At 68.8% G+C, this 23644-nt stretch carries 23 protein-coding genes; 13 read left to right on the top strand and 10 right to left on the bottom strand.

Features of this window, described 5'->3' with window-relative positions:
• The first annotated feature begins 29 nt into the window (after positions 1-29).
• Complete coding sequence (locus H7F53_RS01105) at positions 30-1199, top strand: alpha/beta hydrolase fold domain-containing protein (protein ID WP_185677618.1); 1170 nt, start codon at positions 30-32, stop codon at positions 1197-1199.
• A gap of 27 nt (positions 1200-1226) precedes the next feature.
• Here H7F53_RS01105 and H7F53_RS01100 read toward each other — a convergent pair whose 3' ends face one another.
• The 3 genes from H7F53_RS01100 to H7F53_RS01090 form a co-directional block, all read right to left on the bottom strand.
• Positions 1227-2372, bottom strand: a complete 1146-nt coding sequence (locus H7F53_RS01100) for a sulfotransferase family protein (protein ID WP_185677617.1) — start codon at positions 2370-2372, stop codon at positions 1227-1229.
• Positions 2373-2437: 65 nt separating this feature from the next.
• Positions 2438-3685, bottom strand: coding sequence for a cytochrome P450 (locus H7F53_RS01095; RefSeq protein WP_185677616.1), 1248 nt, complete (start codon positions 3683-3685; stop codon positions 2438-2440).
• 15 nt (positions 3686-3700) lie between these two features.
• On the bottom strand, positions 3701-4027 hold the full coding sequence (locus H7F53_RS01090; protein WP_185677615.1) for a 2Fe-2S iron-sulfur cluster-binding protein: 327 nt from the start codon (positions 4025-4027) through the stop codon (positions 3701-3703).
• 103 nt (positions 4028-4130) lie between these two features.
• Here H7F53_RS01090 and H7F53_RS01085 point away from each other — a divergent pair, with 103 nt between their 5' ends.
• Positions 4131-4784: a TetR/AcrR family transcriptional regulator gene (locus tag H7F53_RS01085; protein WP_185677614.1), complete on the top strand. Its 654-nt coding sequence runs from the start codon at positions 4131-4133 to the stop codon at positions 4782-4784.
• A 12-nt stretch (positions 4785-4796) separates the two neighbouring features.
• Here H7F53_RS01085 and H7F53_RS01080 read toward each other — a convergent pair whose 3' ends face one another.
• Genes H7F53_RS01080 through H7F53_RS01070 form a run of 3 tightly spaced genes read right to left on the bottom strand, consistent with a single transcriptional unit; the run spans position 4797 to position 7903 of the window.
• The gene (locus H7F53_RS01080; RefSeq protein WP_185677613.1) at positions 4797-6056 is read right to left on the bottom strand and encodes an MBL fold metallo-hydrolase; all 1260 of its coding nucleotides are present in this window, start codon (positions 6054-6056) and stop codon (positions 4797-4799) included.
• A 2-nt stretch (positions 6057-6058) separates the two neighbouring features.
• The gene (locus tag H7F53_RS01075; protein ID WP_185677612.1) at positions 6059-7066 is read right to left on the bottom strand and encodes a zinc-dependent alcohol dehydrogenase; all 1008 of its coding nucleotides are present in this window, start codon (positions 7064-7066) and stop codon (positions 6059-6061) included.
• 12 nt (positions 7067-7078) lie between these two features.
• Positions 7079-7903 carry an SDR family NAD(P)-dependent oxidoreductase gene (locus H7F53_RS01070; protein WP_185677611.1) on the bottom strand — a complete coding sequence of 275 codons (825 nt, stop codon included), beginning with the start codon at positions 7901-7903 and terminating at the stop codon, positions 7079-7081.
• Positions 7904-8050: 147 nt separating this feature from the next.
• On the opposite strand from H7F53_RS01070, the gene H7F53_RS01065 reads away from it, so the two are divergent.
• Both H7F53_RS01065 and H7F53_RS01060 read left to right on the top strand, forming a co-directional pair.
• Positions 8051-8518 carry a VOC family protein gene (locus H7F53_RS01065; RefSeq protein ID WP_185677610.1) on the top strand — a complete coding sequence of 156 codons (468 nt, stop codon included), beginning with the start codon at positions 8051-8053 and terminating at the stop codon, positions 8516-8518.
• Positions 8515-9312: an SDR family NAD(P)-dependent oxidoreductase gene (locus H7F53_RS01060; RefSeq protein WP_185677609.1), complete on the top strand. Its 798-nt coding sequence runs from the start codon at positions 8515-8517 to the stop codon at positions 9310-9312. Before H7F53_RS01065 ends, H7F53_RS01060 begins: the two co-directional genes overlap by 4 nt.
• A gap of 19 nt (positions 9313-9331) precedes the next feature.
• On the opposite strand, the gene H7F53_RS01055 is transcribed toward H7F53_RS01060, so the two are convergent.
• Positions 9332-10768: an aldehyde dehydrogenase family protein gene (locus H7F53_RS01055; RefSeq protein WP_185677608.1), complete on the bottom strand. Its 1437-nt coding sequence runs from the start codon at positions 10766-10768 to the stop codon at positions 9332-9334.
• 281 nt (positions 10769-11049) lie between these two features.
• Here H7F53_RS01055 and H7F53_RS01050 point away from each other — a divergent pair, with 281 nt between their 5' ends.
• From H7F53_RS01050 to H7F53_RS01010, 9 genes are all read left to right on the top strand, one after another.
• On the top strand, positions 11050-11730 hold the full coding sequence (locus tag H7F53_RS01050) for a TetR/AcrR family transcriptional regulator (protein ID WP_185677607.1): 681 nt from the start codon (positions 11050-11052) through the stop codon (positions 11728-11730).
• Between the two features lie 11 nt (positions 11731-11741).
• A complete protein-coding gene (acuI, locus tag H7F53_RS01045; RefSeq protein ID WP_185677606.1) occupies positions 11742-12725 on the top strand; it encodes an acrylyl-CoA reductase (NADPH) in 984 nt (327 codons plus the stop codon).
• A 22-nt stretch (positions 12726-12747) separates the two neighbouring features.
• Entirely contained in the window at positions 12748-14463 is a 1716-nt protein-coding gene (locus H7F53_RS01040; RefSeq protein ID WP_185677605.1) for a class I adenylate-forming enzyme family protein, read from the top strand.
• On the top strand, positions 14460-14858 hold the full coding sequence (locus H7F53_RS01035; protein ID WP_185677604.1) for a nuclear transport factor 2 family protein: 399 nt from the start codon (positions 14460-14462) through the stop codon (positions 14856-14858). The genes H7F53_RS01040 and H7F53_RS01035 overlap by 4 nt, the downstream gene beginning before the upstream one ends.
• Positions 14859-14869: 11 nt before the next feature.
• Positions 14870-15631 (top strand): SDR family NAD(P)-dependent oxidoreductase, encoded by a 762-nt coding sequence (locus tag H7F53_RS01030; RefSeq protein ID WP_185677603.1) that lies wholly within the window; start codon positions 14870-14872, stop codon positions 15629-15631.
• Positions 15632-15665: 34 nt separating this feature from the next.
• Positions 15666-16448, top strand: a complete 783-nt coding sequence (locus H7F53_RS01025; protein WP_185677602.1) for a hypothetical protein — start codon at positions 15666-15668, stop codon at positions 16446-16448.
• 131 nt (positions 16449-16579) lie between these two features.
• Complete coding sequence (locus H7F53_RS01020; RefSeq protein WP_185677601.1) at positions 16580-17317, top strand: SDR family oxidoreductase; 738 nt, start codon at positions 16580-16582, stop codon at positions 17315-17317.
• Positions 17318-17385: 68 nt separating this feature from the next.
• The gene (locus H7F53_RS01015) at positions 17386-18855 is read left to right on the top strand and encodes an aldehyde dehydrogenase family protein (protein ID WP_185677600.1); all 1470 of its coding nucleotides are present in this window, start codon (positions 17386-17388) and stop codon (positions 18853-18855) included.
• A gap of 8 nt (positions 18856-18863) precedes the next feature.
• The gene (locus H7F53_RS01010) at positions 18864-19616 is read left to right on the top strand and encodes a TetR/AcrR family transcriptional regulator (protein WP_379542762.1); all 753 of its coding nucleotides are present in this window, start codon (positions 18864-18866) and stop codon (positions 19614-19616) included.
• A 24-nt stretch (positions 19617-19640) separates the two neighbouring features.
• On the opposite strand, the gene H7F53_RS01005 is transcribed toward H7F53_RS01010, so the two are convergent.
• Genes H7F53_RS01005 through H7F53_RS00995 form a run of 3 tightly spaced genes read right to left on the bottom strand, consistent with a single transcriptional unit; the run spans position 19641 to position 23508 of the window.
• Entirely contained in the window at positions 19641-20450 is an 810-nt protein-coding gene (locus H7F53_RS01005; protein ID WP_185677598.1) for an enoyl-CoA hydratase/isomerase family protein, read from the bottom strand.
• A gap of 10 nt (positions 20451-20460) precedes the next feature.
• On the bottom strand, positions 20461-22656 hold the full coding sequence (locus H7F53_RS01000; protein WP_185677597.1) for an acyl-CoA dehydrogenase family protein: 2196 nt from the start codon (positions 22654-22656) through the stop codon (positions 20461-20463).
• Between the two features lie 30 nt (positions 22657-22686).
• Positions 22687-23508: a coniferyl-alcohol dehydrogenase gene (locus H7F53_RS00995; protein ID WP_185677596.1), complete on the bottom strand. Its 822-nt coding sequence runs from the start codon at positions 23506-23508 to the stop codon at positions 22687-22689.
• Positions 23509-23644 lie beyond the last annotated feature (136 nt).

Below are 23644 nucleotides of genomic sequence, written 5' to 3'. Positions count from 1 at the left end.
CGCGGGCAAACAGGCCGGGAGACGGGGACATGGATGCAGGTGACGCGGCGCGCGCCCGGTGCGCGGAACTGATCGCGGCGATACTCGCCGCTGCCGCGCCTGCAGCTCTGGCTCAGGCGCAAACCCAGGTTCAGGCCCCGGCCGGGACGCCATCTGCCGATACCTCTACGGTTACGGCGCCACGGGGTCCGAGCTTCGCCCCCGACGGCACCGTGCGCGTCCCCGCCTTCGCTCTGCCGCCGTCCGAGCTGTCGAGCCGCGAGGCCCGGGCCCAGCAGGCCCAGCGGGCGCGCATGCCGGTCGCGCTGGCCACTCCGGTCGAACCCGACATCGCGGTGCGCCGGGCCCAGCTCAATGCGGCGATGGCCCCGCGCATCGCGCGCATGCAGGCGCTCTATCCGGTAGAGATCGCGGATAGCGTGCTGGGCGGAGTGCGCGCCAAGGTGATCACCCCCAAGGGCCGCCCGCACGATCCGAAACGGGTGCTGATCAACCTCCACGGCAGCGCCTTCAGCCTGTGCTGGGACGCCTGCGCACTGGTGGAATCGATCCCGATCGCCGCGCTGGGCGGTTACAAGGTGATTGCGGTCGATTACCGCATGGCTCCCGAGCACCGCCACCCGGCCGGGATCGAGGATGTTGCCGCGGTCTACCGCGCGCTGCTGGGGCAGTACCGGGCGCGCAACATAGGATTCTTCGGCTGTTCGGCGGGTGGCAACCTGGCCGCCCAGGCGGCGGCCTATCTGCCAGCCAAGGGGCTGCCGCAGGCAGGGGCGATCGGGATCTTCGGGGCCGGCGCGATCCGCTTCCAGACCGGGGATTCAGCCTATATCGCTGGCTATGCCGACGGCACCTTCCCGCCCCCGCCGGCCCATGGCGGGCCGGCCGCCGATCTCACCCGCGGCTACTTCGACGGCGCCGACTATGCCGATCCCCTGATCTCGCCGGCGCTCGATCCGCAGACCATCGGCCGGTTCCCGCCAACCTTGGTGATCACCGGTACGCGGGCGATGGACCTGAGCCCGGCGATCGTGACCAATTCGGCCCTGCTCCGCGCCGGGGTGGCATCAACCCTGATCGTCGGGGAGGCGATGGGGCACTGCTACATGTACCAGCCCGACCTGCCGGAATCGCGTGATGCCTATGCGGCGATCGTCGCCCACTTCAAGCGCAACCTCGGCGCCCCGGCGCGGCGCTGATCGTGCCCGCTCAAGTCCGGGGCCCGTTCAGGCCCGGGTCGGAATCGCGTAGCGGGCGATGTAGTCGGCGAAGTGGTCGTAGACCTCGGCGCGCGACAGGCCGTAGTCCTCGAGCCGGTACTCGTGCTTGCCGTGCTTGCCCTGCGGGTTCTCGTCCAGCACGGCCTGCATCACCGCCCGGGTCTCCTCGGTGAAGGGCTTGTCGAAGCGGGCATAGGCCTTGCGCATCTCGCCGATCGGGTCGGACACCAGCCCCTGGTAGGCGATGTGGTGGATCGCGTCGCGCCCGTGCTTGTCCTCGAACGCGCGCACCCGCGCGATCATCAGATCGAAGGTGCGCAGCTGGGCCCGCCCGCAGGCCACCGGATCGACACTATCACTGAACATCTTGCGGACCGCAAAGATCAGGCTGCAGGCCGAGGCGACCACATCAGCCGGGTCGCGGTGCGTCATGATCAACTGGGCATCGGGATAGACCGTGGTCAGCGCGTCGAGATAGAGCGGATGCCAAGGGTTCTTGAAGGTCCACTGCCCACCATTGGTGCCCTGCAGCAGTTGCATCAGCCGCTTGTGGTAACGGAACGCGGGGACATAGTCGGCCCGGTGGAACCAGTCGCTGTAGCTCGGCACGTGGTACTGCGATTCGTAGACCTGCGAGCAGAAGCTCGGGGTCATGGCGAACTGGCATTCGGTCGAGCTGTCGGCGTTTTCCCAGTGCATCGCGGCAATGTGCGGGAGGTATTGCTTGCTGCCATCGAGCCGCGCCTGTTCGGCCAGGCAGCGCGGATCGGTGCGCAGCTCGCCCGGCGCCGCGGGCGGCACGGTGTTGAAGGCCTCCCAGCGCATGAACACGCGCCGGGTCGGGTCGGCCGCAAGCAGGTTGATCGCCAGGGTCGTGCCCGTGCGGGGCAGGCCGAACACGAAGGTCGGCTGCTCGATCGGCGCTTCGAGCAGCTCCGGATGGGTCTTGAGATAGTCCTCGACCCGCAGTCGCTGCGCCAGCGTAGCGGTGATCGAGCCGGCCACGCGGCCGGCACCTGCCTCGCTCAGGCCGGCCTCGGTATTGAGCGCGCGGACCAGGACATCGAGCCCCTCACGAAACGACGGATCGCCGAAATCGGACAATCCGGTCTGTTCACGGGCAGCGGCGAGCAGGGCTTCTGGGTCGATCATGACGTGGATGGCTATGGCATGGCCCGGCGCCGTGCAATCGGCGCCGGCCACTCATCGCCGTGGCGTCACCACACCAGCGGCAGGTGGTGCGGACCGACCACGCCGCCCGGGCGGTAGACGATCTGCGTCCCCGGCTTGACCGCGAAATCGGGAATGCGCTTGAGCCATTCCTGGATGGCCACCTTGGTCTCGAGCCGCGCCAGATGCGCGCCCATGCAGCTGTGCACGCCCACGGTGAAGGCCAGCACGATCTGCCGCGGGCGATGGAAATCCACCACGGTCGGGTTCGGGAACACCTCGGGATCGAAGTTGCAGGCCGGCAGGATGCAGGTGATCTTGTCGCCGGCCTTCAGCTGCACGCCGCGCATCTCGTGGTCCTTGACGATCGTCCGGCCCGAGAACGTGACCGAATGGACCCGCAGCAACTCCTCCACCTGGGCGTTGATGTTGCCCGGATCGGCAATCATCTCGCGGCGCCGGTCGGGGTTGTTGGCCAGCCACAGCCAGATGTTGTTGAGGGTGGCGAAGACCGTGTCGAGCCCGCCGATGAACAGGAAGATGACGAAGCCGAAGATCTCCTTGTCGTGCATCGGCCGGCCGTCGATCTGGGCATGGACGATCCGGCTGACCACGCCATCGTCGGGCTGGCGCTTCTTCTCCTCGATCGCCGCCTTAAGATAGGCCGAGATCTTGGTCATCGTCTCGGCCATGATCGCGCGGTCGTTGCTGTGCAACAGCGAGACCGCCCAATCGACGAAGGTGTCGGTCATCTCCACCGGCAGGCCCATCAGGCGCAGGAAGATGGTGACGGGGAAGGGGCGGCCAAAGGCCGTGGTGAACTCGCACTGGCCATTCGCGATGATCTCGTCGATCAACTCGTTGGCCAGCTCGCGCATGGTCGCCTCGAGCTTGAGCACGCCCTGCGGCGAGAACATCGGATCGACGATGTTGCGGTACTTGCGATGCTGTGGCGGGTCGATTTCCTGCGGGATGAAATAGAAGTAATCATCCGGGTCGCGCGGGAAGGGCGTCGCGCCTTCGTTTGAGAAGACCTCGGGATTGCGCAGGACCTTCAGCGCATCCTCGTGCTTGATCGCGAGCCAGGCGTTCCCGAAAGGGCTGACGTCGTAGTAGAGCGGCGGGAACTTCTGGTGCATCGCCGCCATATAGGCGTGGGGGGCGGCGAGAAACTCGGGCCCGAACGTGATCCCGGCCGAATGGATCAGCTCCTCCGGCACATGGGGCGGGACCTGGTCGCGTCCGGCAACGCGCTTGAAGTCGGGCGGAGTGGGGTTGAGGACGTCAATCGCCATGGTGCTGGGCTCCGCTCAGTACTGGGTTTCGGGGAGGTGGACGATCAGGCCGTCGATCGCGGGGTCCATCACGATCTGGCAGGACAGGCGGCTGGTCGCCCGGCGCGGGGCCGAGGCCGCCGCGAGCAGTTCGTCCTCCTCGCGGCTGGCAGGGGTGCCGACCCGGTCGGCCCAACTGTCGTCGACGTAGCAATGGCAGGTCGCACAGGCGAGCCCGCCGCCGCATTCGCCGATGATCCCGTCGATCGCGTTGTATAACGCGCCGCGCATGACGTTTTCACCTTCGGCCACCTCCACGGTGGTGCGGCTCCCGTCAACGCCAACATAGGTCACCTTGCCCATGGCATTCTCTCCGATCCGATGCTGCGAGAACAGTGTTCTCGACTTGACCGGTATAGCGCGTTATCGCCCTAAGGGAAGCGGAAAGAGGGGTAGGGACGGCGGCATGGCAGACACGGCAGCAGCGGCGGAAGGGCACGACGATCGCGGCGACGCGATCGTGGAGACGGCCGAGCAGCTGCTCGAGGAGGTTGGCCTCGAAGGACTGACGATCCGCGCCGTGCTCGCCCGCACCGGGCTGGCACGGCGGGCCTTCTATGACCGCTTCCATGGCAAGGACGATCTCGTGCTCGCCGTGTTCGAAAGGACGCTGCGCGAGGCCGCCGCCCAGTTCAAGGCCCAGGGCGCCGGCCTGGCCAGCCCGCTCGCACGGCTGCGGCTGATCGTGTGCGGGATCGTGATCGGTGATGCCGTGCGGGACCGGCCGCAGGTGGGAGAGGCCGGCCAGACAGGAACCGGGCGCCGGGCCGCCGCGCTCTCGCGCGAGCACCTGCGGCTGGCTGAGACCCGTCCGCAGGAACTGCAGCGCGCGATCGAACCGCTGGTCCGTCTGATCGAGTGCGAGCTGGCGAGCGGCATGGCCGCGGGCGAGGTGCGAGCGGGCGATGCCCGCCAGCTGGCCGTACTGGTCTACAACCTCGTTTCAACCACGGTGCATGCCGAACTGCTCGGCCGCGGCGATGCGCCGGCCAGCGGCGCGCACCGGGAACGGCTGGCCGCCGAAGTCTGGGAGTTCACCCGCCGCGCGATTGCCGGCTAAGCCGCGGGCGGCTCAGCCGAGCGCCTCGAGCCGGCGTTCGGCGTCGGCGATCTCGGAGCGCAGCCACATCGTCTCCGACAGGTTGCCGGCGGTGGCGGCTGCCAGCAGCGCCTGATGGGCATCGCGCTTCGCTTCGAGCGCACCGCGGTGCGCAGGCTCGACCCCCAGCACGATATCGCTGAGATGGATGCCCTCGAGCGGACGGCCCGCGGCGAGATGGTCGCGCGCGCGGGCGGCAAGGGCATCGGCCCCGGCCAGAGCGACCAGATCGCCATGCACCGCCGAGCGCGGCACGTGGTAAAGCGCGGTGGTGCCGTCCTCGTAATGGAACCAGCCGGCATACTCATCCCAGATCGTCTTGACCGCCCAGCTGACCTTGCCGTGGAACTCGCCGATGGTCAGGTGCGCGGGCAGGGCCACCTCGGCCATCAGCTGGTGCACGGTCTTGCCCGCGTTCATCCCGTCGAGCGTGAAGTCGCGCACCCATTCGATCGCCCCGATCATCCGGTCGATGTCGGCCGCGATCCGGTCCGCGCCGCGGATCGGCTCGCCGTGGCCGGTGATGACGATCTCGGGTGCAAGGTCGCGCAGCTTGCGCAGCGACTTGAGCGTATTCCACACCGCGCGCGGCTTGTCCCCGCGCAGGGTGCAAAAGAACGGCATCGATAGCCAGACCGGGCCGACCAGGTTGCCGGTGAAGGCAATGCGATCATGCGGCAGCCACACGATCAGGTTGTCGACTGTCTCGCCTTCCGGCGCGTGGATCAGCTCGAAGGCACGCCCGCCAATGGTGAAGGCGTGCACCCGGTCAACCAGCCGGTCGGGCTTGACCTCGGGCGGCGGCTTGGGGGTGCCGCCCCGCCGCAATGTGCTGGCCCACAGCTTGGCGCTGCGCGGGCCGAAAAAGGGCTGGAGCCGCTTCATGTCGGCCCAGGCCTCGTCAAATCCGGGACCGCCGATCACCTCGGTGCCGCTTTCGCGAAAGGCGTCGAGGCCCCCGAAATGGTCGGCATGGCTCTGGGTCAGCACGATCGTCCGCAGCGGCCCGGTGCGGTGCGGCGCCAGCAGCGCGACGTTGCGCTCGGCATTGTCCATGAAACCGGTGTTGACCAGCACGTCGCCGTCGTCGGTGGTAACCAGGTAAAGGTTCGAGATGTCGTTAACCTGGTACACGAAGTCGGTCACCGCGATCGCGGCCGCCTGGGCATCGCCGGAACGGACCAGACCGGCAAGAGCGGGGGCCGGCGCGGATCCTGCGGTGTCGGCTGGCATGGTCATTGCTCCTCGAAAGTGATCATGACCTTGGCCGATTCGGGCGTGGCCGCAATCGCCAGGCCCTCGAGCACGCGGTCGAACGGCAGGCGGTGGCTGATCAGCGTAGCGATCTTGTCCTGCAGTCGCGACATCGCGGCGACGACTGCGGGGAACTCATCGGGATAGCCGACCGCGGTGGTTATGGTCATTTCGGTGGTCAGCATCGGGCCCGCAGGTAACTCGATCGGCTTCAAATAGGCCGCAGTGATGACGTGGCGGGCGTGGCGCTTGGCCAACCCCACCACCTGAGCGAGGATCGGCGGGGCGCCGGCAGCATCGATGTAGGCGTCGGTCGCTGCCTTCTCGCGGCCGAAACACGTGGTGGTGCCGTGCAGGGCCTTGACCCGCTCAGCGACATCCTCGCGCCCAGGATTGATGGTGCGCGCGCCCAGTGCGCGGGCCCGATCGAGCCGGTCCTCGGCCAGGTCAAGCGCAAGGACATCACAGCCACGATCGATCGCCCACAGCACCATGCCCAGCCCGATCGGCCCACAACCGAACACGACCAGCTTGTCCCCGGCCTCGACGCCCGCGCGGTTGACCCCGTGCAGCGCCACGGCGAGCGGCTCGCACATGGCCGCGACATCATAGCTGACCCCCTCCGGAATCGGCAGGATCGAATCCCCGAGCCGGGCCTCGCGCACCAGCAGTTCCTCGGTGAAGGCTCCTTCCGGGCCACCGCTGCCGATGTAACTCGGGGTGTTCATCGGATTGACGATAACCGCCTGGCCCACCGCCAGCCCGCTGACCTGTTCGCCGACATGAAGGATCTCGCCGGCACCCTCATGACCCAATGCGGTCAGCGTGCCCGGTTGGGGAATGCCGCCATGCTTGATGTAGGACAGGTCGCTGCCGCAGATCCCGCAGGCCTTCATCTTCACCACCACATCCGCCGGACCCGCCGGGGGACGGGTATAGGGATCGAGCCGGACGTCGTTGACGTCGTGGATGGTCAGCAGGTGTCCCATGGTGGCCGGTCCTCAGTTGAACGCGTAGGGCGCGTGGATGTGGCTGGCCCCGTCGATGAAGATCGTGTCGCCCGAATGGAACGACGAGGCATCGGAGCAGAGGTAGGCGCCGATGCCCTCGAAATCCGCGATCGTGCCGGCGCGGTGAATCGGGGTCTTGGCCGAGAAATGCGCGTCGACTTGGGCCATTCGCGCCTTCATCTCCTCGCTCATGCCCTGGTCGGCACCGATCCCGGTCTTGATGTAGCCCGGCGCGATCGTGTTGGCGCGGATCTGGTACTTGCCGAGCTCGGCCGCCATACCGCGGATCACCGCGCCCATGCCGCCCTTGGAGGCGGCGTAGTTGTTGATCCCGGCGATCCCGTGGACCATCGAAAGGCTGCCGCAATAGACCAGGCTGCCGCCCGGCTCGCCCGCTTCGGCTCGGGCGACCATCGCCTTGGCCCCTTCGCGCAGGGTGAAGAAGGCGCCATGCAGGTTGACCGCCAGCAGGTCGTGCCACTCGGCAGCGTCAAGGGTCAGCACCGAGCGCGAGCGCGACGCGCGGCCCGAGTTGGCGAAGACGCAGTCAACCCGGCCGAAATCGGCGAGCAGCTGCTCGTAGCCGGCAACGATCGCCTCCTCGGAGGAGGCATCGACCTGGTAGGCGATCACCCGGCCTGCCCCGGCCGCCTTGAGCTCGGCCGCGGCTTCGGCGTTCTTTTCGGCGTTGCGCGCCCAGATCGCGATATCGCCGCCCATCTTGGCCACGCCGCGCGCGAAGCCCAGCCCGATGCCGCCGTTGCCGCCGGTCACCAGCGTCACCTTGCCCGAACAGTCGAACAGTCCCCGCGCCATTGTCATCCTCCTTCGTGATTGCCCCAATGGTGGCCCATCGGAGGGCGGGGGCGCCAGCCCGTTGTGGATCGTGTCGGCGATGATTGGCTGCGCCCGGGCAGACAGGGCCGCGCCAGGGCTGTTAGCCTCGGCCCCGGGAGAACGGACATGATTACCGGAACACTATTCCAGAACGGCTACATCTGCCGCGACGTCGATGCCGCGGTGGCCGAGTTCCGCAAGCGCGGCGATGTCCGCGTGGTCGGGCCGTTCGAAGCCGACCAGTCGCCCGACACGCCGACCGGGCCGAAACGCCAGGTCACGAAGCTCGCCTTCGTCTGGCAGGGCAACATGCAGTTCGAGTTGATCCAGCCGATCCTTGACGAGACCGGACTCTATGGCGCGGCCGGAGACGAACCGATGCGCCATCACCACGTCGCCATGCGGGTGGATGACTGGGACACGTTCCGCAGCGCGCTGGCGCGGCAGGATCTGCCGGTCGTGATCGAGCGGGCGATCGAGGGGGATGCGCTGAAATTCCTCTACATCGATGCCCGGCCTGCGTTCGGCCACTATCTCGAATATGTCTGGATGACCGACGAGCGCTGGCGCCAGATCGGGGGGCTGCCGGCATGACCCTGGCGGAACGTTGCGGCCCATGGGCGGTCATCGCGGGCGGGTCTGAAGGGGTCGGCGCGGTTTTCGCGGACCGGCTCGCGGGGGCCAGGGTCAACCTGGTTCTCGTCGCCCGCACCGCAGCGCGGCTCGAGACGGCGGCGGCTGCGCTGCGCGCCGCACACGGGGTCGAGGTGCGCACGCTCGCGCTTGACCTGTCCGCGGCGGAGGCATCGGACGCCGTCATCGCGGCCACCGCCGGCCTGGCGGTCGGCATGCTGGTCTGCAACGCCGGCTCGGCCGGCGGACCGGTGGCGCTGGTCGATCAGGACCCCGCCGCGGCACTGGCCAACATCCGCCTCAACGTTTTCGTCCAGACCCTGCTGGCGCAGCACTACGCCCGCGGCATGATCGCGCGCGGCCGCGGCGCGATCGTGCTGGTCGGCTCGCTCGGGGCGATCGCCGGCTGCAAGAACCTGACCGTTTATGGGGCAGCGAAAAGCTATACCCAGACCTTCGCCGAGGGGCTCTGGGCCGAACTGAGCCCGCACGGCATCGACGTGGCGGCGCTGATGATCGGCCGCACCCGCACACCGGCGCTGGAACGGACCGAACTGCATGAGAACACCGGAGTTCCCGCAGCCGAACCGGAGACGGTCGTGGACTTCGCGCTCGCCAATCTCGGTGAGGGGCCAGTGCTTGTCCCGCCCGAGCATCTGCCCAGCTTTCAGGCGATGCGCGCCATGCCGCGGCGCAAGGCGGTCGAGATCATGACCCGCTCGCTCGAACCGCAGACTCGCGATCTGCTGACGTAGGCCGGCGGCGCGGTGGCGGTCAGCTGTCGCGCCGGATCACCAGGTTGCGGATCTCGGTCATGTCCTCGATCGCGAAGCGCACGCCCTCGCGGCCGAGGCCAGAGTCCTTGACCCCGCCGTAGGGCATGTTGTCGACCCGGTAGGACGAGACGTCGTTGACCACGATCCCGCCCACCTCGAGCCGGTCCCAGGCGTCGAGCACCTTGTGAATGTCGCGCGTGAACAGGCCGGCCTGCAGCCCGAACTTGCTGTCGTTGACCTCGGCGATGGCCTGGTCCCAGGTGCTGAAGCGCGAGAGGATGACCGCCGGCCCGAACGCCTCCTCGCGGTAGAGGTCCGTGTCGCGGCCGCAGTTCTCGACCAGCGTCGCCTCGAGCATGGCCCCCTCACAGCCCCCGCCCGCCAGCAGGGTGGCGCCGCCGGCCACAGCCTGATCAATCCAGCCCTTCAGGCGCTGCGCCTCCTTGACCGAGATCATCGGGCCGATGAAGGTCTCGCGGCTCTTGGGATCGCCCGACTTCAGCGCCTTGACCTTGGCGACCAACCGGTCGCGGAAGGTCTCGTAGATGTCCTCGTGGACGATCACCCGCTGCACGTGGATGCACGACTGGCCCGACTGGTAATAACCCCCGAACACCACCCGCGCGAGCGCATGATCCAGATCGGCGTCGCGGTCGATCACCACCGCGGCATTGCCCCCCAGTTCGAGCACGACCTTCTTCTTCCCCGCCTTCGCCTTCAGCGCCCAGCCCACCTCGGGCGAGCCGGTGAAAGAGAGCAGCTTGAGCCGTTCGTCGGTGGTGAACAGGTCGGCGCCGTCGCGGCTGGCCGGGAGGATCGAGAAGGCGCCCTCGGGCAGGTTCGTCTCGGCCAGCACCTCGCCGATGATGATCGCACCCAGCGGGGTCAGGCTGGCCGGCTTCATCACGAACGGACAGCCCGCGGCGATGGCCGGGGCGATCTTGTGCGCGGCGAGGTTGAGCGGGAAGTTGAACGGCGAGATGAAGCTGCACGGCCCGATCGGCACCCGCTTCCACATCCCCATGTAACCCTTGGCGCGGGGCGAGATGTCAAGCGGCTGGACCTCGCCGTAGTTGCGGGTCGCCTCCTCGGCGGCGATGCGAAAGGTGTCGATCAGCCGGGTCACTTCGCCCTCGGCATCGGCCAGCGGCTTGCCCGCCTCGATGCACAGCGCCCAGGCCAGTTCGTCGAAGCGCTCGCGGAAGCGGCGGACGCAATGATCGAGCACCGCCTGCCGCTCGTAGCTGGCCATTGCCGCCATCGCCGGGGCCGCGCGCTCGGCCCCGGCGATGGCCGCGTCGATCACCTCGGGGGTCGCCAGAGCCACGCGGAACGCCACCTCGCCGGTGAACTTGTCGGTCACTGCCAGCTCGGCCCCCGAGACCATCGGCTTGCCGTTCAGGTAAAGCGGGTACTTGGCTTGCAGCTGGGGCATCGGTCGGGTCCTTCCTGGTTCCTGGCTGGCAGTGTCCGCTCGCTAGATCAACCGCGACGGCGGCGCACATGTTTATCGCCGGCCCTGTCCGAGGCGCGACCAGTCTTCGCTCCGACGATGGAGCCTCTGCGCAGCTCCCGGCGCCGTGCCATGATCGCGCCCGGCGCGGATGACGCGTGGGCGATGAAACCAACCTGCATCGGCCGCGACGTTGACAGCGGGGGGGCGGGGCCTCTTATCACCTTCATCGCAGGTGCAGTGCGCAGAACCGGGGGAGTGAGATGAAACAGGCCAGAGCCCGGCGCCCGCGCGATCCCGAGGCGACGCGCGTCGTCATCCTCGAGGCGGCCTGCAAGCTGCTCGCCAAGGACGGGCCCTACGGGATCAGCCTGTCAGAAGTGGCGCTGTTGGCCGGGGTCAATCGCGGCACCGCCTACCAGCACTTCGAGACCCGCGAGCGGCTGATCGATGAGACCGTGGCCTACGTCTCCGACAAGCTCTATCGCGCCGTGCTGGGCGATCCCGAGGCCGCCACCGACCGGGTGGTCGAGCAGGTCGACATGTTCGCGGTGACCCGCGACCTCGCGCTCTTCGCGATGCGCAACCCCGAGCTCTGCCGGGTCTGGCTGCTGCAGATCCTCGCCTCGAGCGATCCCTCGAGCGACATCTTCTGGCGCGAATATGCCGGCTCGATCGCCCGCTTCGCCGCCACCGAGCTGGCCGAGCCGGGAATCGACGTCGAGGTCTTCTCGATCATCACACTGGCGGCGCATTTCCTCTGGCCGGTCTGGGCCCACGCCCATTCCGACTGCGGCACCGAGCAGGAGGCCCAGGCCGAGCGCTTCGCCCGCGAGATGCTGCGGCTCTCGCTCCGCGGCACGATCCGCACCGACAAGGTATCCCCGGCGGTGCTGCGCGCCGCCGCACTCCCCGCCGACGGGGATTCCCGCCCTACTGCCTGAAAGGTTCGACCATGTTCAAAGCCATCCTGATCGACAAGACCGACGCCGGCCAGACCGTCGGCCTGACCGAGGTTGACGAGAACCAGCTGCCCGAGGGCGATGTCACGATCGACGTCGCCTTCTCGACCCTCAACTTCAAGGACGGCCTCGCCATCACCGGCAGCTCGCCGGTCGTGCGCAAGTTCCCGATGGTTCCCGGAATCGACCTCGCCGGCACCGTGCGCAGCTCGGAGCATCCGGACTGGAAGGCCGGCGACCGCGTGGTGCTCAATGGCTGGGGTGTGGGCGAGGTCCACTGGGGCGGGCTGGCCCAGGTCGCGCGGCTCAAGGGCGACTGGCTGGTGCCGCTGCCTGCGGCCTTCACTGAGCGTCAGGCGATGGGCATCGGCACGGCGGGCTACACCGCCGCGCTCTGCGTCGATGCGCTGGTCAAGGCCGGTGTCACCCCCGACCAGGGCGAAGTGCTGGTAACCGGTGCGACCGGCGGGGTCGGCAGCGTCGCCGTGGCCCTGCTCAAGGCCGCCGGCTTCACCGTGGTCGGCTCGACCGGCAAGGCGGCCGAGGCCGACTATCTCACCCGGCTCGGCGCCGATGCGGTGCTCGACCGCGCCGAGCTGTCGGCACCGGGCCGGCCGCTCGCCAAGGAGCGCTGGGCCGGGGTGGTCGACGCGGTCGGCAGCCACACCCTCGCCAATGCCTGCGCCCAGACCCGCTACGGCGGCGCGGTCGCTGCCTGCGGGCTGGCCCAGGGCGCGGATTTCCCCGCCACGGTCATGCCGTTCATCCTGCGCGGGGTGCGCCTGCTCGGGGTCGACAGCGTGATGGCGCCCAAGCCGCTGCGCCTCGCCGCGTGGGAGCGCCTCGCCCGCGATCTCGACCCCGCGCTGATCGAGGTCATTACCGAGGAGATCGCGCTGGCCGAGGCTCCGGCAGTGGCGGCCGACCTGCTTGCGGGCAAGGTCCGCGGCCGGGTCATCGTCGACGTCAACCGCTGATCCTCCGGGGGCGGGCATTGCCATGGCGGACCAGGCGCTCTCGATCGTCTCCGGGCTCCCGCTCGACCAGGAGGAGGGGCTTGGCGAGCTGACCCTGACCGGCTGGTTCCGCTCCGTCTGCACGGCAGGAGGCGCGGCCGAGGCGCTCGTCTACCACGCGGGCGGACTAGGCACCGGCGCGCGCATCGCGTGGAGCTATGACCGGCTCTGGGCCGAGGCCAACGGGGTGGCCCGCGCGCTGCTCGCCTGCGGGGTGGGCAAGGGCACGCGGGTCGGCATCCTGATGACGAACCGCCCCGAATTCCTCGCCGCCGCCTTCGGCATCGCGCTGGCTGGCGGAGTGGTCACCACCTTCAGCACCTTCTCCACGCCGACCGAGCTGGATCACCTGATCGCGGCCTCGGCGGTCTCGGTGCTGCTGGTCGAGGCGCGGATCCTCAAGCGCGACTTCGCCGGGACCCTGCGCGAGCTGGACCCGGCCCTGGCCGACGGCACGCCGGGGGCAATCGCCTCCACCCGGTTTCCGTTCCTGACCCATGTCGCCGCGGTCGGCCCGACGGAAGCGGACGGTGCGATCGAAGGCTGGGAGCAGTTTCTCGCCCGCGGCGAGGGAATCGCGCCGGCCCGGGTCGAGGCCCGCGCCGCCGGGGTCCTGCCCGCCGATCCTGGCGTGCTGTTCTTCTCCTCGGGCACGACTGCTCGGCCCAAGGGCATCCTGTCGGCCCACCGCGGCGTGACGTTGCAGCTCTGGCGCTGGGCGCGCTGGTACCAGGCGGGGCCGGGCGACGTGCGGGTGTGGTCGGCCAACGGCTTCTTCTGGTCGGGCAATTTCGCCATGGCGCTGGGCGGGGGGCTGACCTCGGGCGGCTGCCTGGTGCTGCAGTCCACCTTCAACGCCGAGGAGGCGCTGGCCCTGGTCGAGCACGAACGGGCGACCATGATCCTGGCCTGGCCGCACCAATGGCAGCAGCTGGTCGCCGCCCCCAACTGGGCGTCGGCCGACCTGTCCTCGCTGACCTACATCGATTGCCGCTCGCCGATCGCGCAGCACCCGACGGTGCGGAGCACCTGGCGCGAGCCTTCAGCGGCCTTCGGCAACACCGAGACCTTCACACTGATGACCGCCTATCCGGCGAACACCCCTGACGAGGTCATCGCCGGCAGCCATGGCCTGCCCTGTCCCGGCAACACCCTCAAGATCGTCGACCCGCTGAGCGGGGTGGTGGTGCCACTGGGCGAACGCGGCGAAATCGCGGTCAAAGGCCCCACGCTGATGCTCGGCTATATCGGCGTGCCGCTGGCCGACACGCTCGATGCCGAGGGCTATTTCCGGACCGGCGATGCGGGGCATCTCGACGCCACCGGGCGGCTCTACTGGCACGGCCGGCTCAACGATATCATCAAGACCGGCGGCGCCAATGTTTCGCCGGTCGAGATCGACGCCGTGCTCAAGACCATCCCCGGGATCAAGGCCGTGCAGACCGTCGGCGTCCCGCATGACACGTTGGGCGAACTGGTCGTGGCCTGCGTGGTGCCCCATGCCGGCGCCACGCTCGACGAAGCCACCATCCAGCGCACGGCCCGCGAGACGCTGGCCAGCTTCAAGGTGCCGCGCCGCGTGCTGTTCTTCTCCGACGCCGACATCGCGCTGACCGGCAGCGCCAAGATCAAGACCGCCGACCTGCGCAAGCTGGCGACCGAGCGGCTCGAACAGGAACAACGGGAGAGCACGCCATGACCGACGCCGTCGAGATTGCCAACCTCAAGGCCCGCTACTGCGCGGCCAGCGACCGGTCGGCGCACGACCCTACGGGGGCCGTGGCCGAGCTGATCGGCTACTTCGTGCCCGAGGCGACGGCCGACTATGGCTTCGTCCAGTTCGACAGCCCGGACAAGCTGGCCGGCTTCATGGCCACGGCCATCGGCGGCGGCTCGGAATGGATGATCCATGCGCTGGGATCGCCGCGGATCGAGGTGGCCGGCGACACGGCGACCGGCGACTGGACGATCACGGTGCACTCGAAGCGCCGCGATGGCGAGCAGATGCAGGTTGTGGGGCGCTACAGCGACCGCTTCGTCCGGACCCCGGACGGCTGGCGCATCGCCCATGTCGGCTTCACCCGATACGAATAGGACCAGAGCCGATGACCGACACCTTCTGCGGCCGCACGGTCCTGGTAACCGGGGGCGCGGCCGGGCTGGGCCGGGCCCATGCCCTGGCCTTCGGCGCGCGCGGCGCCCACGTGATCCTGGCCGACATCGCCGAAGCGGGCATGGCTGAGACCAAGGCGCTGGTCGAAGCGGCCGGCGGCAGCGCCAGCGCCCATTGCTGCGACATGGCGAGCGAAGCGGAGATCGCGGCGCTCGCCGAAACGGTGCTTGCGGCGCACCCCCGGCTTGACGTGCTGATCAACAATGCCGGGCTGCACATGGGCGAGATCGCCCGCGGCTTCTTCGGGCTGGGCCAGGCCAAGTGGCAGCACTACCTGGCAGTCAACACGCTCGGGCCGGTGCTGCTGGCCGAGGCGCTGCGGCCCGCGCTGGCCGCAGCCAAGGGGCTGATCATCAACAAGAGCTCGATGGCGAGTTACCAGCCCGCCACCGCCTATGGCATCACCAAGGCCTGCCTGAACGTCTTCACCCACGCCATGGCCATGCAGTTCGCCGCCGACGAGATCCGCTGCGTCGGCATCGCCCCGGGGCTGATGGAAACGCCCGCGGCCAAGGACGGCGTGGCCGAGGACAACTGGCAGCGGCTGAAGGGCATGCAGCTGGTGCGGCGCCAGGGCACGGCCGAGGATATCGCCAACATGGCAGTGTTCCTCGCCTCGCCCGAGGGCAGCTTCGTGAACAACCAGATCCTGCTGTGCGACGGCGGCAACCAGATGCGCGGTTTCCGCATCTGACCCCGCGCGGCCCTGGCGGAGAGAGGACCCGAGCATGAGCCTTCACACCACCATCCACCTGCACAACGTGCCCACCGGGCGCGAGGCGGACTATGCCGCCTGGTTCGACGGCGCGCACCGCGACGATCTGGCCCGTCTGCGCGGCTTTCGCAGCGCCGACCGGTTCGAGGTGACGCCCGAGCAGGTGATGCCCGACATTCCCCAGCCCTGGCGCTATGTCAGCGTCTACGACTTCGACCTGCCCGACCCGGCGATCGACCTGCCCGCGCTCGGCCCGCTGCTGGCTGCCGCCCGCGATGCCGGCATGATCGACGATGCCACCGAGACCGAGCGGATCTACAGCTACCGGATGTATTCCGACTGGCGATCGGGCCCGAACCACCGGCCGGATCGACCCATCTCCAGCATTTTCCTGATCCTCGCCAATTTCGTGGCCGGGATGGAGGCCGAGTACCACCGCTGGTACGACGAGGTGCATATTCCCGAGGTGTGCCGGGTGCCGGGTTTCGTCGCGATGCGGCGCGGGCGGCTCAGCGAAGTCCAGATCGAGCCGCGCCGCTACTGCCCCGGCAGCGAGCTGGTGATGTGCGCCCACCAGACCGACGACCTGCTGTTCTCGGTCAAGGACTTCAGCGCCCGGGCGCGCGGGGTCAGCCCGAGCGGGGATGCGATGGAGCCGCGCTCGAAGGCCGGATCCTTCGCACGGACGGTCCATTTCTTCCGCAAGATCAGCGGGACCGAGGTCTGGAGCGACGGCATCGCCTATGCCGGCGACCTGTCGGTCTACCCGCCCGATTTCCGCATCACTGGAGCGTGACCGCGGCGGCGGCGCAAAGGCTCATCGCGCCCGCGATTTGCCGCCGGCCGCGCCTGTCCAGTGGCCCGGCGGCACGGTAAGGTAGCCCGGTCGCATCGCCAGGCGACCCATCAGGAGAGGACAGGCGAACCATGGGCAAGACCATCGTCATCACCGGTGCCGGAGACGGACTGGGGCGCGCGCTCGCCCGGCGTTTCGCCCGCGACGGGGACACGGTCGTGCTGCTCGGTCGCACCCTTGCCAAAGTCGAGGCCGTCGCCGCCGAACTGGGCGCGCCGGCCGTCGCGATCGCCTGCGACGTGGCCAACCCGGATTCGGTGCGGACCGCCTTTGCCGAGGTGGCGCGGCGGTATCCGCGGATCGACGTGCTGATCAACAACGCCGGCGTCTACTGGCCCTTCACCTTGCCCGAGGCGACCGACCAGCTGGTGCAGGACATCGTCGGCATCAACCTGTCGGGCCCGATCTTCTGTGCGCGCGAGGCGCTGCCGCTGCTGCGCGGCGGCGGCCTGGTGATCAACGTCACCAGCGAGAGCTCGGTGCTCAAGACCCCCATGCTGTGGCTCTATGCCGCGACCAAGCACGCGGTCGAGCTGATGTCAGACATGTGGGCGCGCGAGCTCGAGGCAGAAGGGGTGCGGGTGACCGTGGTGCGCGCCGGGCAGATGTTCGACGAGACCAAGACCGGTGCACCCTGGCCGATCGAGGTCTCGATGCGGTTTGGCGCGGCGGCGGCGCAGGTCGGCATCAACCTGCGCGAAAAGGGCACCTCGCACTACAATTCGGTGACCGACGCCTTCCGCGCGATCCTCGACATGCCCGCCGACATGCATCTCAACCTCGTGTCGATCAACGGCCGCAAGCCCTGACGGGCGGCGCGGGCGCCCGGCCCGGGCGCGCCGCCGCCCGACCCATAGACCTATCGCAAGGAATCGCCATGCCCGTGCTCCCCGACGCCAAGCTCTTCATCGACGGCCAGTGCCGCGACGCCGAGGGCGGCCGCACCTTCGACATCATCAGCCCGTGGACCGCGGCCCCGGTCGGCAAGGCCGCCGACGCTTCGGCCGCCGATGTGGATGCCGCAATCGCCGCGGCGCGGCGCGCCTTCGACCAGACCGACTGGTCGACCAACGTGGCGCTGCGGGTGGAGCTGGTCCGCAAGCTCTACGACCTGTTCGACGCCAACCGCGCCCGCCTGTCCGACCTCGCCCGCCACGAGGCCGGCGCGGCCTTGGGGGCGGTAGGGCGGGCCCATGTCGACATGGCGATGGACGGCTGGCTCGATTACCTGACCGTGTTCCCGCAGCTGAAGTGGGAAAAGGACTACGGCAGCCGCACCGGCTACGGCTTCGAGACGGTGCGCAAGGCGGTCTACGAGCCGGTCGGGGTGGTCGCAGCGATCACGCCGTGGAACGTGCCGCTTTATGTCAACGTTGGCAAGGTCGTGGCCGCGCTGCTGGCCGGCTGCACCGTGGTGCTCAAGCCCGCGCCGAACACCCCGGGAATGGGTGCGATCTTCGGCGAACTGGCCGCTGCGGCCGGGTTCCCGGCCGGGGTAATCAACGTGGTGTTCGGGTCGGACCCGGCGCTCGCGGGCGAGATGCTGGTGCAGGATCCGCGAGTCGATCTGGTCAGCTTCACCGGCTCGACCGGGGTGGGCAAGCGGATCATGGAGCAGGGTGCCGCCACGCTCAAGCGCGTGTTCCTCGAACTGGGCGGCAAGTCGGCCAAGATCGTGCTCGACGATGCGCCCAACTTCGCGATGGAGTGCGCCCAGTCGATCCTGGTGTTCCACGCCGGTCAGGGCTGCGCGGTGCATTCGCGCCTGCTGGTCCCGCGCAGCCGTTACGAAGAGGCCAAGGCCGTGCTGGCCAAGGCCTATGCCGGCTTCGGCGACAACTGGGGCGAGTTCGACAACCCCGCGCACATCATGGGGCCGGTGGTGTCGCAGCGCCAGATGGAGCGGGTCATGTCCTATGTCGAGCTGGGCCAGAAGGAGGGCGCCACGCTGCTTGCCGGCGGGCGGACCCGCCCGGACAAGGGCGCTGGCTACTTCATCGAGCCGACCTGCTTCGTTGACGTGACCAACGCCATGCGGATCGCCCAGGAGGAGATCTTCGGCCCGGTGCTGGTGGTGATCCCCTTCGAGGACGACGACGATGCCGTGCGCATCGCCAATGACAGCCAGTACGGCCTGTCGGGCGGGGTGGCCTCGGGCGATCTCGAGCGTGCGATGCGCGTAGCGCGGCGCATCCGCAGCGGTTCGATCAGCATCAACGGCGGGATGTGCATTGCCGGCGACTTGCCATTCGGGGGCTACAAGGCTAGCGGCATCGGCCGTGAATGGGGGCTTGAGGGAATCGAGGAGTTCCTCGAGACCAAGCTTCTCGCGTGGCGGCAGCAGTAGGGCCTTTGGTGGCAAGAGACGGCAAACTTGCTGATGTAATCCCGATCACGGCGGCCGCCGGGGCCAGCCGTCGCGCGCTCACGGCCTCGCCGCGGCACGCGCCGGTCGATCACAACCTCAACGGCCAGCGGCTCGGGCGCAAGGGCCGCGACACGCGCGACCGGATCATCGCCGCCGCGCAGGACATCATCGCCGAACTGCACAACGACGGCATGATCACCCTGTCCGAGGTGGCGCGGCGCGCCTCGATCCGCATCGGCACGCTCTATCTCTACTTCGCCGATCTCACCGAACTGGTCCTGGCCGTGCTCGAGCCAGTGATGGCCACGGTCGAGGATGAGTATGTCCATTTGGTGCGCGAGTACTGGCCCGACGAGGACCTGCACGACCGCGCGCGCGAGTTCGTCGGCGCCTATTTCGGGTTCTGGACCCGGCATTCGCCGCTGCTCCACCTGCGTAACAGCATGGCCGACCGGGGCGACGAGCGCATGCTGATGCACCGCGTCCGCTCGGCCATCCCGGTGATGCGCCTGATGCTGATGCAGATGGACAGCCGCCCGATGGAGCGTGGCACGGTCTCCTCGAGCATGGCCTCGGCGCTGATGACCGGGCTCGAGCGCGTCGCCACCGTGATGACCGACGACAAGATGACGCGTTTGCTCAACGAGCCGATGAACCAGGTGTCCGACCTCCTCCAGGTCGAGGCCCGCATCTTCGAATTGGCGATCCGCGACCAGCGTCAGGTCAACCGCTCGGCCTGAGCCGGGACGGCCGCGGGCAGGGGGCTACTTGCCCTTGCCGCCCAGCTTGGCGACATAGGCGCGCATGGTTTCCAGATAGGCCGGGTTGAGCATCAGCGCACTGTTGGCCATGCGCTCGACATGGCGGGCGCTGTCGCGGCCCAGTTCGGCGCAGAGTTCGATCGCCACCTTGGCGGCGGCCATCTGCTCGGTGTTCTGCTTTGCCAAGTGCCGGCAGAAGGCCAGGACCTCTTCGGCGAAGGTCTCGTCCGGATAGACCTGGTGGACCAGGCCCATGGTGAGGGCAAGGTCGGCATCGGCGGGCTTGTTGGCCATGATCAGCCAGCGCGCCCAGTGCGGTCCGCACAGCCGGGTCAGCCGCGACACCCCGCTCGACGCCGGGAGCACGCCGAACAGGCCTTCGGGAAAGGCATAACTGGCGCTTTTCGCGGCGAGCCGGAAGTCGCAAGACAGTGAAAGCTCGAGCCCGCCGCCGACGCACGGCGCGTGATGCGCCACCACGAAGGGCTTCTCGATGTGCTCCATCTCGTCCCACAGCTGCTGCATGCCGTTGAGGTTGAGGCGGTGGTTCTCACGGATGCCGCTGGCGGTCTGGCCGGTGGGCGAGACCTTGCGTTGCCCGCCCTTGAGATCGGCCCCGGCGCAAAAATAGCGGCCATTGGCGCGGATCAGCATGACCTTGAGCGCCGGCGTGTCGCGGAAATGCAGCACCGCCGCGGTCAGCAGGTCCATCGTCGCCATGTCGAGCGCGTTGAGCTGGTCCGGGCGGTTCAGCGTGGCGACGAGGATGCCCTCGGCGGTCTCCTCGGTGAGCAGGGCGAGCTGGTCGGTCATCGGCTCCGCCTTACCCGCGCGTGCGGGGCAGGCCAAGCACGCGCTCGGCGATCATCGAGCGGTGCACCTGGCTCGTGCCGCCGTAGATCCGCGTGCCATGGGCGTGGCGGTAGCACTGGTTGAGCATGGCCGCCGGCCCCTCGCGCTTGGTCAGCGAGAGCGGCGCGGTCATGTCGAGCAGGTCGCGCGCGTCCTCGAGGAACTTTTCGGACGAGTGCATCTTGGCCATCGGCCCGTAGCCGGGGTTGTGCTTCTTCTCGGTGGCGGCCCAGGCGGCGCGATTCTCGAACAGTTCGCCCACCCAGATGTTGGCGAGCGCCCGCGCGAGCCGGGCGCGGATGCGCGGGTCATCGATCAGCCTGCCCCGGCCGGCCGGGTCGGTCAGTTCGCGGCACAACGCCTCGGCGGCGTGCAGCGCATGCGACATCGGCTTGGAAAAGCTTCCTCCATGCTCGAGTTCGAGCGCGGCCGACATCGTGCGCACCCCGCCATCGACTTCGCCAAGCCGCCAGGAATCGGGCACATGGACATTGTCGTAGAAGGTGATGTTGGTGCGCTCGTCCTGGAAGGTATGGACCGGCTGCACCGTCACCCCCTCCGCCTTCAGCGGCACCAGGAACATGGTCAGTCCCTTGTGCTTGGGCACGTCGGGGTTGGTGCGGGTCAGCATCAGCACATAGTCTGCCAGGTTAGCGCCCGACGTAAACATCTTGGTCCCATCGATGCGCCAGCCGTTGCCCTCGGGCGTCGCCCGGGTCTGGGCGGCGAAGACGTCCGACCCGGCGCCCGGTTCCGAATAGCCCAGGCTGGCCAGGGCATCGCCCGAGATGATCCGGCTGAGCACGTCCCGCTTGAGCTCGTCCGAGCCGGTCCGCGCAATCATCAAGCCGACCATCTCGGCCACGCCCGCGGCGGGATTGCTGTAGCCGTGCCGTTCGAGCGCGCCGCGCGCCGCGCTGCGGGCATAGGGACCCACGCCGCGCCCGCCCAGCTCGGGGCTGGAGAGGAACAGCAGCCCGGCCTCGGCCATCTTCTTGTGCAACTCGGGCACGTGGCCTTCCCACGAATAGTGGAACTGCGCGCGCATTTCCGGGGTGACGTTGGCGGTCATGAAGGCATCGATCTCGGCAATCATCGCGCGGGCTTCCTCGCCGATGTCGAACTCGATCGGGCAATCGCCCACGTCCGGCAGGGCCACCACGCCTTCGCCGTAGCGACGCGCGCCGGCCTCCTCGAGCCAGCGCGCCGGCTCGCCCCAGACCAGCGGCCAGGACCTGGCGCGCAGGACGTAGAAGTAAATATCATATTCGGTAGTCAGGCCATAGCCGCCGAAGGTCTGCATGGCCTGGCTTGCCGCCTTCGCCGCGGCATCGGCCGCAGCCCAGATCGCGAGGCTGACGTTGACCGCTGCATCGGCGCTGCCATCGGCGATTTCGCGCACCGCCTTCCATGCCAGCAGCCGCGCGCCCTCGACGTCGCACAGGCAATCGGCCAGCGGGTGGCTGATCGCCTGGAACTGGCCGATCAACTGACCGAACTGCTTGCGCTCGCCGGCATAGGCCGCAGCCATCTTCAGCGCCTGCGCGCCGAGCCCCGCGAGTGCGGCGGCCTGCAGCAGCTTCCACTCCTCGAGCGCGGCGGCGAACTGCGCGGTCGCCGCCGGTCCGCTCGCCAGAACGGTCGCTGCGGCCGCGGCCAGATCGACCTCGGCCAGCCCATCGGAGGCGAGATTGGGCTCGGCCGGACGCGCGCTCGGCGGCACGGTGAGCAGCACCACGTCGGCGCCGCGCCGCGCGACCACCAGCTCGGCCACGCTCCCGCCCGCGACGAACTGGCGGGGCCGCAGGGCCATGTCGTGCAGCGCGAGGCTGGCGACCTTGGCGCCGCCGACGATCTCCGCGGGATCGCCGCCCAGCTGGCCGATCAGCCGCGCCGCCAGCATGGCCTCGGCGATCGGGCCGCCAGCGAGCCGGCGCCCGACCTCGTCCATCACCACCAGCGCGTCGAACGTACCCAGCCCGAGCCCGCCGGCCGCCTCCGGCACGCGCAGGCCGAAGGCGCCCAGGTCGGCCAGCCCCTGCCACAGCTCGGCATCGAAGCCGCTGGCCTCGGCCGCACGCAGCCGCTGGGGCGTGCAAGTTTCCTCGAGGAAACGCGCGAAGGTCTCGCGCACCATGTCCTGTTCGCTGGTCAGCTCGAAATTCATGCGTGGGGTGTCCTGTCGCGCGCGGCGGCTTCAGCCGCGCTTCATCATCTTCGAGATGTCGATCTGGCCGGTCGCCAGCGAGCCCATGAAGCCGCCATCCACCGGCAGGACCACACCGGTGACGATCCCGGCAAGGTCGCTGTTGATCAGCAGCAGTCCGTTGGCCTGCTCCTCGGCGGTGGAATAGCGGCCGAGCGGTTCGGCCGCGGCATCGACCACCTCCTTGCCCGAGGTGGCCTGGAAGGTGTCCATCATCGGCGTCTGGGTGGGCGAGGGCAGGGTGCAGTTGATGCGGATGCCCTGCTTGATCAGGCGGGCGCAGAGGAACTGCGTCCAGACGATCACCGCCTCCTTCGAGAAGGCATAGCCCTCGGCAACGTGCTCGGGGTGAGCCTCGGCCCAGGCAGTCGCCCCGGCAAAGCCGCTGGTCTGCATCAGCTCCATATGGACCGGGATCCGGCGGCTCCAGCCCAGCCCGCCGGTCGAGGCGATGCTCACCACCGCCCCGCCCGGACCCATCAGCGGCAGGACATTTTCGGTCAGGTGCCGGGTGCCAGCGAAGTTGACCTTGAAGGTGTCGAGCGCCGGAAAGGCGCCGCCGCCGGGCAGGCCAGCACAGTTGAACAGGGCATCGACCTTGCCGCCGACCGCGGCGACCGCGGCCTCGATCGAGGCGGGATCGCGCAGGTCGAGGCGGTTGAACGAGGCCAGCGGCAGGCTGCTGTCCTTGAAGTCGAAGCCGTGAACCTCGGCCCCCAGTTCGATCAGCGCGCGCGCCGTGGCCTCGCCCATGCCGGAAAAGCAGCCGCTCACGATCACGCGCTTGCCGTTGTAACCCAGAGCCTTGCTCATTCCATGCTCCCCAAATTCGTGCGTGCCGGCGGGACTGCCACAGCCGCGCCCGCAGCGGGATAGCGGATTGGGGACAGGCCGGCGCTAATCGCCTTGGCGATAGCCGGGACAGGCCGATTGGCTTTGCCCCGCGCCG

The organism is Novosphingobium piscinae, from assembly GCF_014230355.1.
GTDB lineage: Bacteria > Pseudomonadota > Alphaproteobacteria > Sphingomonadales > Sphingomonadaceae > Novosphingobium > Novosphingobium piscinae.
The sequence above is the reverse complement of the archived record's forward strand: the minus strand, read 5'-3'. Positions and strand labels throughout refer to the sequence as shown.

Coding starts and splice junctions, on each gene's coding strand:
- H7F53_RS01105 (WP_185677618.1), top strand. CDS start 30: ATGGATGCAGGTGACGCGGCGCGCGCCCGGTGCGCGGAACTGATCGCG.
- H7F53_RS01100 (WP_185677617.1), bottom strand. CDS start 2,372: ATGATCGACCCAGAAGCCCTGCTCGCCGCTGCCCGTGAACAGACCGGA.
- H7F53_RS01095 (WP_185677616.1), bottom strand. CDS start 3,685: ATGGCGATTGACGTCCTCAACCCCACTCCGCCCGACTTCAAGCGCGTT.
- H7F53_RS01090 (WP_185677615.1), bottom strand. CDS start 4,027: ATGGGCAAGGTGACCTATGTTGGCGTTGACGGGAGCCGCACCACCGTG.
- H7F53_RS01085 (WP_185677614.1), top strand. CDS start 4,131: ATGGCAGACACGGCAGCAGCGGCGGAAGGGCACGACGATCGCGGCGAC.
- H7F53_RS01080 (WP_185677613.1), bottom strand. CDS start 6,056: ATGCCAGCCGACACCGCAGGATCCGCGCCGGCCCCCGCTCTTGCCGGT.
- H7F53_RS01075 (WP_185677612.1), bottom strand. CDS start 7,066: ATGGGACACCTGCTGACCATCCACGACGTCAACGACGTCCGGCTCGAT.
- H7F53_RS01070 (WP_185677611.1), bottom strand. CDS start 7,903: ATGGCGCGGGGACTGTTCGACTGTTCGGGCAAGGTGACGCTGGTGACC.
- H7F53_RS01065 (WP_185677610.1), top strand. CDS start 8,051: ATGATTACCGGAACACTATTCCAGAACGGCTACATCTGCCGCGACGTC.
- H7F53_RS01060 (WP_185677609.1), top strand. CDS start 8,515: ATGACCCTGGCGGAACGTTGCGGCCCATGGGCGGTCATCGCGGGCGGG.
- H7F53_RS01055 (WP_185677608.1), bottom strand. CDS start 10,768: ATGCCCCAGCTGCAAGCCAAGTACCCGCTTTACCTGAACGGCAAGCCG.
- H7F53_RS01050 (WP_185677607.1), top strand. CDS start 11,050: ATGAAACAGGCCAGAGCCCGGCGCCCGCGCGATCCCGAGGCGACGCGC.
- acuI (WP_185677606.1), top strand. CDS start 11,742: ATGTTCAAAGCCATCCTGATCGACAAGACCGACGCCGGCCAGACCGTC.
- H7F53_RS01040 (WP_185677605.1), top strand. CDS start 12,748: ATGGCGGACCAGGCGCTCTCGATCGTCTCCGGGCTCCCGCTCGACCAG.
- H7F53_RS01035 (WP_185677604.1), top strand. CDS start 14,460: ATGACCGACGCCGTCGAGATTGCCAACCTCAAGGCCCGCTACTGCGCG.
- H7F53_RS01030 (WP_185677603.1), top strand. CDS start 14,870: ATGACCGACACCTTCTGCGGCCGCACGGTCCTGGTAACCGGGGGCGCG.
- H7F53_RS01025 (WP_185677602.1), top strand. CDS start 15,666: ATGAGCCTTCACACCACCATCCACCTGCACAACGTGCCCACCGGGCGC.
- H7F53_RS01020 (WP_185677601.1), top strand. CDS start 16,580: ATGGGCAAGACCATCGTCATCACCGGTGCCGGAGACGGACTGGGGCGC.
- H7F53_RS01015 (WP_185677600.1), top strand. CDS start 17,386: ATGCCCGTGCTCCCCGACGCCAAGCTCTTCATCGACGGCCAGTGCCGC.
- H7F53_RS01005 (WP_185677598.1), bottom strand. CDS start 20,450: ATGACCGACCAGCTCGCCCTGCTCACCGAGGAGACCGCCGAGGGCATC.
- H7F53_RS01000 (WP_185677597.1), bottom strand. CDS start 22,656: ATGAATTTCGAGCTGACCAGCGAACAGGACATGGTGCGCGAGACCTTC.
- H7F53_RS00995 (WP_185677596.1), bottom strand. CDS start 23,508: ATGAGCAAGGCTCTGGGTTACAACGGCAAGCGCGTGATCGTGAGCGGC.